General features: G+C 51.0%; 13 protein-coding genes. All 13 read right to left on the bottom strand.

The window, feature by feature from the left end; genetic code table 11:
* Positions 1-58 precede the first annotated feature (58 nt).
* The 13 genes from KKO72_RS16275 to KKO72_RS16215 all read right to left on the bottom strand — a co-directional run bounded on the left by KKO72_RS16275 (position 59) and on the right by KKO72_RS16215 (position 13,090).
* Positions 59-832 (bottom strand): class I SAM-dependent methyltransferase, encoded by a 774-nt coding sequence (locus tag KKO72_RS16275; RefSeq protein ID WP_214941173.1) that lies wholly within the window; start codon positions 830-832, stop codon positions 59-61.
* Entirely contained in the window at positions 829-1,938 is a 1,110-nt protein-coding gene (locus tag KKO72_RS16270; protein ID WP_214941170.1) for a DegT/DnrJ/EryC1/StrS aminotransferase family protein, read from the bottom strand. The genes KKO72_RS16275 and KKO72_RS16270 overlap by 4 nt, the downstream gene beginning before the upstream one ends.
* Positions 1,935-2,372, bottom strand: a complete 438-nt coding sequence (locus KKO72_RS21085; RefSeq protein WP_251140713.1) for a hypothetical protein — start codon at positions 2,370-2,372, stop codon at positions 1,935-1,937. The genes KKO72_RS16270 and KKO72_RS21085 overlap by 4 nt, the downstream gene beginning before the upstream one ends.
* 46 nt (positions 2,373-2,418) lie before the next feature.
* Complete coding sequence (locus KKO72_RS16260; protein ID WP_214941167.1) at positions 2,419-3,507, bottom strand: glycosyltransferase; 1,089 nt, start codon at positions 3,505-3,507, stop codon at positions 2,419-2,421.
* Positions 3,504-4,871, bottom strand: a complete 1,368-nt coding sequence (locus KKO72_RS16255) for a hypothetical protein (protein WP_214941164.1) — start codon at positions 4,869-4,871, stop codon at positions 3,504-3,506. The genes KKO72_RS16260 and KKO72_RS16255 overlap by 4 nt, the downstream gene beginning before the upstream one ends.
* Positions 4,871-6,142: a lipopolysaccharide biosynthesis protein gene (locus KKO72_RS16250; RefSeq protein ID WP_214941159.1), complete on the bottom strand. Its 1,272-nt coding sequence runs from the start codon at positions 6,140-6,142 to the stop codon at positions 4,871-4,873. Before KKO72_RS16250 ends, KKO72_RS16255 begins: the two co-directional genes overlap by 1 nt.
* The gene (locus KKO72_RS16245) at positions 6,139-6,936 is read right to left on the bottom strand and encodes a hypothetical protein (protein ID WP_214941157.1); all 798 of its coding nucleotides are present in this window, start codon (positions 6,934-6,936) and stop codon (positions 6,139-6,141) included. The genes KKO72_RS16250 and KKO72_RS16245 overlap by 4 nt, the downstream gene beginning before the upstream one ends.
* 133 nt (positions 6,937-7,069) lie before the next feature.
* Complete coding sequence (locus KKO72_RS16240) at positions 7,070-8,179, bottom strand: DegT/DnrJ/EryC1/StrS aminotransferase family protein (RefSeq protein WP_214941153.1); 1,110 nt, start codon at positions 8,177-8,179, stop codon at positions 7,070-7,072.
* 7 nt (positions 8,180-8,186) lie between these two features.
* A complete protein-coding gene (locus tag KKO72_RS16235; protein WP_251140716.1) occupies positions 8,187-9,305 on the bottom strand; it encodes an acyltransferase in 1,119 nt (372 codons plus the stop codon).
* A gap of 1 nt (position 9,306) precedes the next feature.
* Entirely contained in the window at positions 9,307-9,804 is a 498-nt protein-coding gene (locus tag KKO72_RS16230) for an acyltransferase (protein WP_214941137.1), read from the bottom strand.
* On the bottom strand, positions 9,801-10,868 hold the full coding sequence (locus KKO72_RS16225) for a Gfo/Idh/MocA family protein (protein WP_214941134.1): 1,068 nt from the start codon (positions 10,866-10,868) through the stop codon (positions 9,801-9,803). The genes KKO72_RS16230 and KKO72_RS16225 overlap by 4 nt, the downstream gene beginning before the upstream one ends.
* Positions 10,869-10,943: 75 nt before the next feature.
* On the bottom strand, positions 10,944-12,059 hold the full coding sequence (gene gmd / locus KKO72_RS16220) for a GDP-mannose 4,6-dehydratase (protein ID WP_214941131.1): 1,116 nt from the start codon (positions 12,057-12,059) through the stop codon (positions 10,944-10,946).
* A gap of 50 nt (positions 12,060-12,109) precedes the next feature.
* Positions 12,110-13,090, bottom strand: coding sequence for a GDP-L-fucose synthase (locus KKO72_RS16215; RefSeq protein ID WP_214941128.1), 981 nt, complete (start codon positions 13,088-13,090; stop codon positions 12,110-12,112).

The following is a 13,090-nucleotide window of genomic DNA, read 5'->3' as shown; positions in this document are numbered from 1 at the left end:
CAGGCCGACTCTTCGCGGCGAATTTTCATTGAGCCCCGTCATGCTCAACTGGCGACCATCATCGTTTGCGAGCTACCACGCACACCCCCCAAGAATCTAGCGACGGCGCTTTGCGTGTGAGCCATTCTTCTGTCTGGATGCGGTCGAAGCCGTTTGCATCGAGCAACAAATCAATTTCAGGCAAAAACAAATAGCGCATCCGATGCGTTTCCTTGATCTCGTGCGTCTGGTTGCTGGCCAGTTCTTTAACGAAGACGGAGTAGTTCACATCAACCACATTGATTTGCTCGTGAATGACAGGTTCAGCAAGGCGAGTCACCTCAACTTCACTATTGGAAAGACGTTTGGCTCGTACCGCAGGCCGCTGCCACAGCACGGCTGGACCGTACCAGAAGTCGAATATAAACAGCCCACCCGCATCAAGGTGACATGCTGACGTCTGCATCATGGCTTGGAGGTCAGCCTCCTTCGTCTGGTAACTCAGCACGTGAAACAACGATGTGACGACGTCAAACTTCCGGGGGCCACGGAAGCTGCGCGCGTCACCCTGATCGAACATTAGCCGCCCAGCATCAAAGCCTTGCGCGACAGCGCGCGCGCGCGCGCCTGCCAGCATCTCGGCACTGAGGTCAACACCCAAAACGTTCAGGCCCTGCCCAGCTAGTTTGGATGCATGAATTCCTGTTCCGCACCCCAATTCGAGTAGTGAGCTAACCGGTAGCGCTGCATGTTCATCGATCAGGGTGCGCACATAGTTCACTTCGGACGCGTAGTCTTTGTCCGCATAGAGTAGGTCATAGTAGAGTGAGTAATGACTAAAGTTGTTGCTCATTTCAGTACCTCGCGAACTGTTTGAGCTACGGTATTAATCTGGTCCTCGCTCAGGGCTAACCCGCTCGGAATATAGAAGCCGCGGCGCGCGATGTTTTCTGCCACCGGGCAACAGGTATCAGCGAAAAGACCCATGCGATGAAAAACAGGCTGCTCGTGCATCGGCCAGAAGAAGGGTCGAGTGCCTACGCCAGCCGCACCTAGCCGACGCATTGCCTCTCTGGCGTCAAATCCGATATCGTGCTCCAGCACGATGCCATAAACCCAATATATATTGTTTGCGTACTCAGTCGCCTCCTGCGGCAATTGCAAGCCAGGCATACCTTGCAGCAATTTTGTATAGAGTGCTCCCATTGCACGCTTGCGTTCGACAAAAACGGATAAACGCTCAAGTTGAGCAACACCCAGAGCTGCCTGCAGATTGGTCATCCGCATGTTCCAGCCGAGCTGCTCGTGCACGAAGCGACGCTCAGGTATGAAACACAGGTTACGCAAACCGCGACATTTCTCCGCCAGCACATCGGAGTCGGTGACAATCATGCCACCTTCGCCAGTTGTGATGTGCTTGTTCGGGTAAAAGCTGAAGATACTAAGGTCGCCAAAACTCCCGCACGGCCGGCCACGGTAGGTCTGACCATGCATCTCGGCAGCATCCTCAACCAACTTCAAGCCGTACTTGTTTGCAAGTGCAAGGATTGGATCCATGTCGCAAGGTAGGCCATAAATATGAACGACCATCATTGCCTTTGAACGCGGAGTGATGTGTGCCTCGATTTTGGTGACATCCATATTCCACGTGATAGGGTCAGCATCAATAACCACAGGTACAGCGCCAACGCGCACGATCGCAGCCGCGCAGGAGATGATCGTAAAAGAGGGCATCAACACTTCGTCGCCTGGACTCAGGTCAAGAGCGACGAGGGCTGCATCCAACGCTAACGATCCGTTGGCTACTGCGATCGCATGACGTCGTCCAACAGACGCCGCGAACTGTTCTTCAAAACGCTGGACAAACGGACCTTCCGATGAAATCCACCCGGTGTCTATACATTCATTGAGGTACTTTCTCTCATTCCCATCGAGCAAAGGTTCATTTACTTGAATCATTTGGCATCCTTCATGATCAGCTGATCGGGGGAGACTGGTAGGAATCGCGTCTTGTCCTGCTCTCCACAGTACGGACCTTGCTTGACCTCCACAATTTCGGCCTCCTCTAAAATTTCGAAGCCGTGCCCACCGAAAGCAAGAAGAATAATGTCGCCAGCTCGCAAAAGAGTGCTTTCTAAGTAGGTCTGGTCCTCTGAATAAAAATCGACGCGAACCACACCACGCTTGATGATCAGTACTTCCTTTGTGTATTCAACCTCGCGGCGCACTGGGTTGTGTACGTGCGGCTGAATCACGTAGCCAGCCGACCGCTTCATGTAGCCAAGTTGCTGCGAATATGAATCCGGCGTAAAAAACTTGATGTCTTCTGTCGTGTAGCTATGGCGCAGGATAAGTGCCAGTTGCTTGTTGTTAGCATTAATGCTCTCTAGCATGTGTAGTCTCCATTGAATCAGGTTTAAGGCGGTGCAACTGACAGTTTTAGTCAACTAGCGCTCGAAAGGCATCCATCTGGCGACTTTTTGAATAGCGGTCGGCCAACATCATGTGGCCCGCTGCAGCGATGTGAGTGCGAAGACTGTCATCATCTAGCATACGCGTCGCCTGTTTAACTACATCTGTTGGATCGTTATAGGTCACCAACGTACGGCCCGACTCCATGCCAGTGGGATAACTGCCTGCGTCCGAAAGCAGTAGTGCACCACACCCCATAGCCTCGAAACAGCGAATGTTGCCACGCTCGTCACCCGCCATATCTACCGCAGCATTGAGAACTATCTTGCTTCGCCCAAAAGCTTCGATAAGTTCAGTCCCAAACAACGCAGGCGCAGAGATGGATCGGATAGATGGTGTTCGGCGGTGCGGTGACAGCAACTTCAACCGGCCCAATAGTGGCAACTCTGAAAGTCGGTTGAGTCTTCCGAGATCAAGGTAATAACACACTCGCTTTGCGGGGGACATCGCTGATACAGCGTCGAGAACATTGGAGCGACGCAGGTGATGTCGACTGTAACCTCCGACAAAAATTATGTCGATCGGCCGCTCAGTGCGACACGCAACTTCGCACATCTTCGGCGCTAGGGCAGGGAAAAAATAAGCTGTCCGACAACCAAGCTTGGCGTACCGCGCAAGGATGCCGGGAAAGTTATTTACGACCAGGTCATAGCCTTGAAATCGTGTGTGTGGGCTTGGCGCTGCGCTCCATGCGATCGTGCGCCGAACACAACCAGGGAGACGGCCAAGAATGCGATCGTCAAAGCGTACCGGATCGAGGTTGTAGAAGACCTCTGTTCGGTGATGTTCAATCTGCGCAAGCAGGATATCTTCTAAAGCTGTCCTTCGCGGCAAGCCATTCTCAGTCGCCCACCGTCGTTGCACGAGCTCACTATTTCCAAGAGCAAGGGCAAAGTCAGGGTCGCCGTCGATCACCCCCTGCAGCAGGTGTGTTGACTCGAAGCCATCCGCGAGAAACACCTCGAGAGCATTCTGATGTCCAACGGCACCGTCAATCAACGTCTCGAGACGGTTAAGGTAGCTCGGATATAGACCGACGTTTTGCAGAATTCTCATCTAATGTGCGCCGTAGACATGAAGTGCGCTGGTCGACGTGCCAATGACAGGCCGTATGCCATTTCTGGCCGCCACAGCGCACAAAGCAATATCAACAGCATCAAACCGCTTGTTAAGAGCGTGGTAAAAAAAGATGAATTAGCAAGACTCATCAAGATGGGTGCGGCTGCACCACACAACAGTGGCACGTTCTCGCGAGGTACCAACGAGTCCATAAAACGCAGTGTGAGACCGACCACCGCACCAATTAGCAGTAGCCCAAAAAGACCTGCGGCAGCAATTCCATCGGTAGCAAAGAAGTTAGCGTTAGCATTCATCTCCAAGCCCATGCTGGCACCAATTACCTCGCCGATTGACGCCTGATACGGATAAGTAACAAACATTCCAACCAGATTGATATGAGAGTAATAAGTCTGGGGGTTGAGAGAGAAGAAATCGTAGTAAATGCCGATTAGAGCGCCTACCATGCCATAAGTTCGCATGTAAACAATAGCCGCTATATTTTCGTAGAGCACCGATGCGTCCTCATCAATGAACAAACCAACAACCAGAGGAATCAAAACAGAAGCAACACTGAAGATTGCCACCCCTCGCCATCGGACCCGCCCGCCGCGTATGCACAATAAGTAAAGTACCAATATGATTACTATTGATAACAACGTAGACTTCATTGCAAAGGTAGTATAGACAAATATCTGACCTATTGCACCCATCGTGAAGTATACAGGTCTTCGGTGCAATAGACCTACACTCATTAGAAATGGATTAAAACAACCTGAGAGAATTCCCGTTGCATAGCCAACCAAGGTTCCATCGGCGAGATCTCCTGCGAGGGTTCGCTGGTCGTAAACATTCACAATATCGGCAAAAGAAATCGAACCTCCAAAAATCGCCAAAGAATAACCATTCAATAGCAGGTAGATGACCCAAAACCCCAGCCAAAATACATGCACCGGAACACGTATTTTGATTGCTATTGACGACGAACGAATAAATCCCAAGATTAATAAAAAACTACAACAAAGCAGACTAATCAATAAAAAAACATCGTCACTTAGCCACTGCAATACTGGAAACAATACCCCAGGAATGTAAACAAAGAAATAAATACACCATGCAAAATAGGATGAAGCTTGCTGAATCCGCCGTCGCAATAAGAAAAGTGGAATCAGAATCAGCACAACACTGAACAATAATGCAAAGACGGGACTTGGACCAAGCGGAAACCCGAGATAATCCCAACGACGGAGTTTTTCGATATAAATATAATAAAGAAGAGTCAAATAAATTAAAACAAAAAAGCAGGCCAGCCAAGCATCCCAAGCAAAAAACCGTTTCAGACCTCTGCTTATAAAAAAACTCATTAATTTCTCTCAAAAAAGTTACTGCCAAGCCCATTGTTGACACAACAATATGAAAGAACAATATGGAGAATGTAAAAAATAGAGACAATCGCACTGTAAATGCTAACTGCTGTAATCGAGTCGTATTGACCGGCGCTGATTGCCCACCACATAAGCGCGAGGCTTACCAACCGTCCACTATCCCACAGAAACTGCAAGCCATAGTGACCACCAATTACCAAAGTCATGTTTACCGGCGTCGCAAGCAGCGAGATGTAAAGCATGGGCGCAAGGATACCGACATAGCGACCAGCAAGCTGCCAATCATCTCCAAGCAGCAGAGGTAATAGATCCTGGCCAACAGCCATCAATACGATGGTTGGAGCGAAACCTAGCAGTGCACTAGTACGCAAAATTCGCAAAAACAGCACACGTTTTTCATTAGCAACAAGGGACTGCCCAGAAAAAGCAGCCATGAACGCCTGAGATGCAGCGCCTGCAATAACGGCGATAGGTGTTCCCAGCAAACGCTCAATCATGGCAAAGTTTCCTGCTTCATTGGCACCAAACAGTGCCAACATCATTAATGGCGTAAACGACGAGCCCAATGTGTTAACTGCCGCACTCGGCATTGAAAACAGAGGGAGACTACGGAAACGCGATAGTACAGTTAGGCTCTCGCGGCTCAAGGTAGCGCGGTCAAGTAGTGTCTGCCTCAAAGCACCACGCCAAGAGGCAAGGACCAATGCAAGCCGCCCTAAGAGATCTGCCAAATTCAGGGCCAGCGCACTTGGAGACGCTAGGCCAACCCCCCCGGCAACGGCAACATAAGTAAGCGATTGCGCAATCTTGCCGTCCGCATTGATGCCTAAGGCCTGTCGACGCAGGCAGATATAGTTACATACTTGACTTATCCCAGCCAGCAGTAGACTTGCTGGCAACAGCCAGATAACTGAACTCAATCCAAAAAACCAAGTGGGGGTTAGCCACTTAAGTAGTACTATCACAAATAATGTAACTACACTACTGATAAGACACAAAAAAACACATATTGCCACAACATGGCGCAACTCAGATTCGCTAGCCCTTAGTATGGCAACTTCTAACCGCAATGAGCAGAGGATAAGCAACAACGAAAGTAATGACTGGAACGACTGCATCACTCCAAAATCTTGCGGGTCATAGAGTCGTGATAACCAAGGCAAAGCTAGAAAAACAATACCCTGCCCCAATACTGCCCCCCGCAGCACTATAAGCATATTCTTTAGAAAAGGTAACAGCGCCGGACTCATAGCAAACGTCTGGTTATCGCTGCAGCAAATCCCTCGGACACGCTTGCTCCGAAATCGAGCTCAGGCTCCAGGTCAACATCGCTAGGTTCGCCTAGTACGCGCAACTGACGCTGTGACGGGAAGCAGAGCCTCGGCACGCGGCCAAGGAAGCAGGCCCAAATACTGAACCCCGAGCCTGAAGAAATCATGGCTGTGGCTTCAACCATCTCGAGTAGATCGGTCACCGCGGTCCCCCGAGCCGCTCGACGCACCCCGGGCTGGGTCAATAGCGCCGCTAGCGCCGTATCTTCTCCGTCGGAATAAACCAATGCTGGTATCTCAATACCAAGTGACTTACGCAACGCAGCTAGGGTTTCGACATACCACTGAATTGGCAAACGTACGTTGCGCAACCCTTCGCGTAACACTATCTCAGCCTGCGGGACGCTGAAGTCACCCAAGCGGACATGGATAGCCACGTGACCACGTGCCTCACCTCGTGGTAGATAGCGCGGTCGAGTCATTCGACGCAATGCGTCAAGCAGTTCAGGCGCTCGGCCCGCCACCTCGTGAAAATGATGCTCAAAGTTCTCCGAAACCCGATTCTCAAACACCACCAGTTGTCTCTGGTTCAGGTCAATGGGGGCATCTTCTATTCGTGGTGCTAAACGTTTGGGCAAACGGACCAAAAGCCATAAGCGCCTGAATCCATGCACATAGTGCGGAAATTGAAACAGTCGATGGTATTCACGCTTGTCTCGCTCGCGACGCAAATATGGACCGATACGGAGGTGATTCCAGTCTGGTGCGAGCATAGGCACACCATTGTCACGGCACCAAACTTCGCAGCGAGCCCATGAAAGCAAACTGTGAGCTAAACCGTAGCGCCCGACCACGGGCAAACCGAAGCAATTTCTTGCAAGGGTAGATTCATGGTCTACTTTGTGATTAGACTTCACGACAGAACGCTGCAACGCAATTTATGACATGGTCTTGCTGCTCATTGCTCATCTCAGGATAGATTGGCAAAGACAAGCAGGTACGTTGCGTATGAAAAGCATTTTTGAAATCGGTATTCTTATGATTGAATCGGCTATAGGCAGGTAAAAACGGAAGCGCGACAGGGTAATTAATTGCTGTCTGAATGCCATTGTGCAGAAGGTGACGTGCTAGGTCGTCGCGTTTTTCATGCTGAATCACATACAGATGCCAAACATGATCCCGTCCATTAGCGACATGAGGAATCGTCACACCTCCAATAGAAGATAGCTCTTCACTGTAACGTTGAGCACGAGCTTGGCGTAGTCTTGTCCACTCAGGAAGATGAGGTAATTTAACTGACAGAACTGCGGCCTGAAGACCGTCAAGTCGACTGTTTATCCCTTCAATCTGGTGGTCTCCCTTTCTCAATCCACCGTGACGGGCAAACATGGCCATGCGTTCGGCTAACGAAGTATTGTTGGTACAAACAGCGCCAGCATCGCCCATAGCACCCAGGTTTTTACCTGGGTAGAACGAAAAAGACGCGGCATCCCCGAAAGTACCAACCTGCTGACCTTCCCACTTTGCCATATGCGCTTGCGCACAGTCTTCAATGACCCACAACTTGTGCTTGCGAGCTATCGCCATGATTGCACCCATGTTGGCAGGTTGCCCATACAGATGAACAGGAATAATGCCAACTGTGCGGGACGTTATCTTCGCCTCGATATCAACGGGATCAATGGTGTAAGTGCTTTCATCAGTGTCACTGAATACCACAGTGCCACCTGCCTGGGTGATGGTTTCTGAAGTTGAAATCCAAGAATGTGCGGGAGCAATCACCTCGTCGCCGGGTTTGACGCCCAGTCCATGCATGGCGATAAAAAGCGAATCGGTGCCATTGGCACACGAAACGCAATGCTTGAGTTGCATTGCTACGGCGAACTCCTCCTCGAATTTCTGGACATACGGCCCGCGGATAAATGCAGATGTGCGGATGACATCTGCAATTGCAGCGTCAACACTGTGCTTAATCGTGAGGTACTGTGCGTGGAGGTCAGCGAAAGGGACATTCATGGTGCATTTAGTAAGAAATTTTTCTACCACAGGCGATCATCCGACTCTCTAACCACCTAAATAGCAGATCACAAAGAAAAATAGAAAATACAAGACAGGTGGCTAAGACAACAACTTGAGGCCAATCGGATAATGTTTTAGACAACCCCGTCAAGCGAAAGGTGGTTGCCAAAACAAAAGGGTGAAAAAGATAGAGGGAGTACGATATTCGCCCCAAATATCGCAGTTGAGCAGAGCGCATCCAACACATAAAAAGTGACTTAGACCCAAGATTAAGCAAAATATTGGTAACAACAAGTGCAAAACATATTGACAGGAGTGTGTGCCCAAAAAATGCCATCTGAACACCTGAATCGCGATGCACAAAAAACAATGCAGCAAGACTCACAAACATGGCAAATTGCAAACCAGCTTTATGGACGTGAAGCCACTTTGTTAAGTTCGAGTTTTGAAAAGCACAAGCTATAAGCCCCCCCATAGCCAGTCCGTCAAGTCTCGCTGGTGTTGCCACGTTTGGGGGAAAATCATTAGATGGATCAAGCACAAAAACATGTGCGCGCCAAACAACAGAGGCAAAAGCCATGCAAATCAGAAATGCAGGCAATCGTTTTCTTGGCAACAGAATTGCAAATAACGGGAAAAAAAGATAATACTGCTCTTCAATTGCGACAGACCATGTCACCGAAATTCCGTCCGGCCCATAGGATGCGTGCTCAGCCATCCAAAAATTCTGTGTGAAAGTCAGAAATCTCCACAAGGGAACCTGGTCATTAACAACGTTGTTGCGCACACCGCACCATACGACTACCCAGAAAGCACAAACCAGCAAAAGATATGGCGGCAGAATTCGTAAAGCCCGTCGCGCGTAGAAAGCAATAAGAAAACTGGAACCAGATTTCGTTCTGGAAATAATGATGCGTGTGATGAGAAAGCCTGACAACACGAAAAACAGATCAACACCTGCTCCACCTATTAGAAACACCCGAAAAATGGCGTGAGCTAACCAACCGTCGGTCGACCAAGCGGGGATGCCGATGAAATGCCACGCCAACACCATTCCTACAGCAAGACCCCTAAGCCCATCCAACTCCGCATCTCGATTTACAAGTGCAAATTGAGACTCCATGTCAGCCACGCTGATCCAACTCAGTTGCCATAGAACCGTTCGATCTCAAAAGACGTGCGGGATTGCCCACATAGGTTCCAGAAATAAGAATGTCACGTGTGACGACCGCACCGGCTCCGATAACCACATCGTCACAAATCTGCACTGGCAACAATGTTACGTTGGACCCGATAGAGACTCGATTGCCAATACGCGTCGCACGCCAGAGGCTTTTGTTGCCCCTAGCTGGCCCGCCAATGGAAAAAGTATCGTTTGTAAACATGACACCATGGCCGATGAAACAGTCTTCGCCGATTTCCACGAGCTCACAGATGAACGAGTGCGATTGAATCTTGGTGCGTGCGCCTATCTCCACGCCCTTCTGGATCTCGGTGAAAGGACCCACGAATACGTCATCCCCGATGGCACAACCGTAAAGGTTAGCTGGCTGCACGACGGTTACATTGTTTCCAAAGGTGACATCGACGACGGCGACCTCTTTCAACCGTGGCTCAGTCACAGTTTTTCTCCGAGGCGACAATTTTTCGCCCGGAAACGCAATGGAACCTCGCGGCCGGTCTCCACAGATTCGTAGATCGCGCTGATCAACTCAAGACTCTTGCGGCCTACGAGACCGTCAACGAGTTGCGGGGAGTCATTCAGAATGCAATCCACCACGTGTTCGTAATAAGCTTGGTGACCAAAGCCATAGACATTTGGCGGGTTGACGGAATAGTTCACCATGACTTTGTCATCATCACTGTTCGGCTCGGCGAAGTTCCAGACCTTCATTTTATTGACCGCGAATCCGCCTACTTCAACAGTGCCGCCCTCACCCAAGATGGAAAGTGAACCTTCCAGATCAGTCGGTCTCGTAGCGGTCGTTGCCTCGATAACCCCAAGTGCCCCATTCCTAAAGCGAAGCGTTACAACAGCGGTGTCTTCGGCTTCAATGTTAGCAAGTGCAGTTGTGCTCATCGCAAACACACTCTCAACCTCACCCATCATCCACTCAAGCAAGTCGACATGATGGCTGGCTTGGTTTGCCAGCACGCCGCCATCAAGCGCCCAGGTTCCACGCCATGTATCTTGATCATAGTAGGCTTGCTTGCGACACCAGCGAACACGAACCGTGCCAAGCACCAGCTTGCCAAAGCGCCCGTCCTCTAGTGCCTGGCGCAACTTGAGCACAGGAACATTAAAACGATTCTGCTTAACAACAAACAACTTTGCTCCGAATCTGTCGCACGCGCGAATCATGGCATCAGCATCATCAAGTGTGAGCGCCATGGGCTTTTCAACAACGATATGCTTACCGTAGGGGGCTAGCGCAACCACATGTTCTGCGTGCTTACCACTTTCAGTCAAGACAACAACCACGTCAATGTTCACGGATCGCATCATCTCGTGCATATCTGCGAACTGAGGGACAGAGAACTCATCAGCAATCTTTTGAGCCTTTTCGGGCACTAAGTCGCACACGGCCACCAGCTTGGCACGGCCTATCTGACTGAGCCCCAGAAGTTCGGAGTGTCGCTTGGCGATTCGGCCACAACCAACCAAGGCAAAATTGAGTACGCGCATAAAAATCTCTTTCTTTGGGGAATCAACACTTATTGAAGATGTAGAGGGCATCGAGAACCACAAATGAATAGTGGTTCAATTCAAGTGTTCTGCACTAACGTTGACGTTGTACCCATGTTGCTTGAGTAGAGCATGCTGCTTAGCATTTGCTAAGTCGTTGGCAACCATTTCCCGGCACATATCTTGGACGTTGATTTCTGGCACCCATCCCAGTTTGAGTTTCGCCTTGGTTGGATCCCCCAACAAGGTTTCCACTTCAGTCGGACGAAAATAACGCGGGTCAATGCGAACAATAGCGGCGTCTTGGGTCGCACCAGGCAGGCGCGCATACCCCACTTCACCTACACCGGCACCTTCCCAACGGATCGGCATGCCTAGCTCAGAGGCTGTCCACTCAATGAACTGCCGCACACTGAACTGCACCCCGGTGGCAATGACAAAGTCCTCAGGCTGATCCTGCTGCAACATCAGCCACTGCATGCGCACGTAGTCTTTGGCGTGTCCCCAGTCGCGCAGGGCGTCGATGTTGCCCATGTACATACAGTCTTCCAGCCCCTGGCTGATGTTGGCCAGGCCACGGGTGATCTTGCGGGTGACAAAGGTTTCGCCACGCCGTGGGCTCTCATGGTTGAACAAGATGCCGTTGCAGGCATACATGCCATAGGCCTCGCGGTAGTTCACCGTGATCCAATAGGCATAGAGCTTGGCCACCGCATAGGGGCTGCGCGGGTAGAACGGGGTGGTTTCCTTTTGCGGGGTTTCCTGCACCAGGCCATAAAGTTCGCTGGTACTGGCCTGGTAGAAACGGGTTTTCTTCTCTAGGCCCAGGATACGGATGGCCTCGAGGATACGCAGGGTGCCCATGCCATCAACGTCGGCGGTGTATTCGGGGCTCTCGAAACTGACCGCTACATGGCTTTGGGCGCCCAGGTTGTAGATCTCATCGGGCTGGGTTTCCTGCACGATGCGCACCAAGTTGCTGGTGTCGGTCAGGTCACCGTAATGTAATTTGAAGTTGGCGTTGTCGATGTGCGGGTCTTGGTAGATGCGGTCAACCCGCTGGGTGTTAAAGGAACTGGCCCGGCGTTTGATACCGTGCACGATGTAGCCTTTTTCAAGCAGAAATTCAGCTAGGTAGCTGCCATCTTGACCAGTGATGCCGGTAATGAGTGCGGTTTTTTGATGTGTCATGGGTGTAAATGCTATTAAATGTATATCTCACTGCACTCGACAAACAAGGGCTAGAGACCAATTTGATGCTTGAAGTCCTGATAGGCAGATGTCAGGCCCTGTTCCAGGTCCATCTTGGCTTGCCAACCCAGCGCGTTGAGGCGACTGCTGTCCATCCATTTGCGCGGTGCGCCGTCAGGTTGGTTGGGGTCATAGGTGATATTTCCGACGTAACCCACGACTTGAGCGATCGTCTGCGCCACCGCTGCGATGGTGATGTCGCTGCCATAACCCACGTTGATGTGACTTTGCATGGGGCTGGTGTGCTGCTCATACACGTCTTTAGGCAGGTTCATGACAAACACACTGGCTGCAGCCATATCGTCCACATACAGAAATTCGCGTTTGGGGGTGCCGCTGCCCCAGATAGCAACGGAGGGTGCACCAGACACCTTGGCCTCATGAAAACGGCGAATCAGCGCCGGAATGACGTGGCTGTTGGTGGGGTGGTAGTTGTCGCCTGGGCCATACAGATTGGTTGGCATGACACTTCGGTAGTCGACGCCATGGCTGGCACCATACTGACGGTTGTAACTTTCGCAGAGTTTGATGCCAGCAATCTTGGCGATGGCGTAGGGCTCGTTGGTGGGCTCCAGCTGGCCAGTGAGCAACGCGTCTTCACGCATGGGCTGGGGGGCCTTGCGTGGGTAAATGCAGCTGCTGCCCAAAAACAGCAGTTGCTTGACGCCGTTCTTGAATGCGGCATCGATCACGTTGGCCTGCACCATCAGGTTCTGGTAGATGAAATCGGCCGGATAAGTGTTGTTGGCATGGATGCCGCCGACTTTGGCCGCCGCCAGATAGACCTGGGTGGGTTGCTCTGATGCAAAGAAGGCTTGAACGGCGGCCTGATGGGTCAAATCCAGCTCGGCGTGGGTGCGGGTGACGATGTCTTCGGGCGCACAGCCACCTGCCAACAATCGGCGCACGATGGCAGAACCCACCATGCCGCGGTGGCCTGCTACATAAATTCTGGTTGCGGTATCGCGCAT

The organism is Rhodoferax sp. U11-2br (assembly GCF_018619435.1).
Taxonomy (GTDB): Bacteria; Pseudomonadota; Gammaproteobacteria; order Burkholderiales; family Burkholderiaceae_C; genus Rhodoferax.
The sequence above is the reverse complement of the archived record's forward strand: the minus strand, read 5'-3'. Positions and strand labels throughout refer to the sequence as shown.

Bases quoted from the DNA above. Each gene is read 5' to 3' on its own strand.
- KKO72_RS16275 (WP_214941173.1), bottom strand. From the start codon at position 832: ATGAGCAACAACTTTAGTCATTACTCACTCTACTATGACCTACTCTAT.
- KKO72_RS16270 (WP_214941170.1), bottom strand. From the start codon at position 1,938: ATGATTCAAGTAAATGAACCTTTGCTCGATGGGAATGAGAGAAAGTAC.
- KKO72_RS21085 (WP_251140713.1), bottom strand. From the start codon at position 2,372: ATGCTAGAGAGCATTAATGCTAACAACAAGCAACTGGCACTTATCCTG.
- KKO72_RS16260 (WP_214941167.1), bottom strand. From the start codon at position 3,507: ATGAGAATTCTGCAAAACGTCGGTCTATATCCGAGCTACCTTAACCGT.
- KKO72_RS16255 (WP_214941164.1), bottom strand. From the start codon at position 4,871: ATGAGTTTTTTTATAAGCAGAGGTCTGAAACGGTTTTTTGCTTGGGAT.
- KKO72_RS16250 (WP_214941159.1), bottom strand. From the start codon at position 6,142: ATGAGTCCGGCGCTGTTACCTTTTCTAAAGAATATGCTTATAGTGCTG.
- KKO72_RS16245 (WP_214941157.1), bottom strand. From the start codon at position 6,936: ATGCTCGCACCAGACTGGAATCACCTCCGTATCGGTCCATATTTGCGT.
- KKO72_RS16240 (WP_214941153.1), bottom strand. From the start codon at position 8,179: ATGAATGTCCCTTTCGCTGACCTCCACGCACAGTACCTCACGATTAAG.
- KKO72_RS16235 (WP_251140716.1), bottom strand. From the start codon at position 9,305: ATGGAGTCTCAATTTGCACTTGTAAATCGAGATGCGGAGTTGGATGGG.
- KKO72_RS16225 (WP_214941134.1), bottom strand. From the start codon at position 10,868: ATGCGCGTACTCAATTTTGCCTTGGTTGGTTGTGGCCGAATCGCCAAG.
- gmd (WP_214941131.1), bottom strand. From the start codon at position 12,059: ATGACACATCAAAAAACCGCACTCATTACCGGCATCACTGGTCAAGAT.
- KKO72_RS16215 (WP_214941128.1), bottom strand. From the start codon at position 13,090: ATGCGCGATACCGCAACCAGAATTTATGTAGCAGGCCACCGCGGCATG.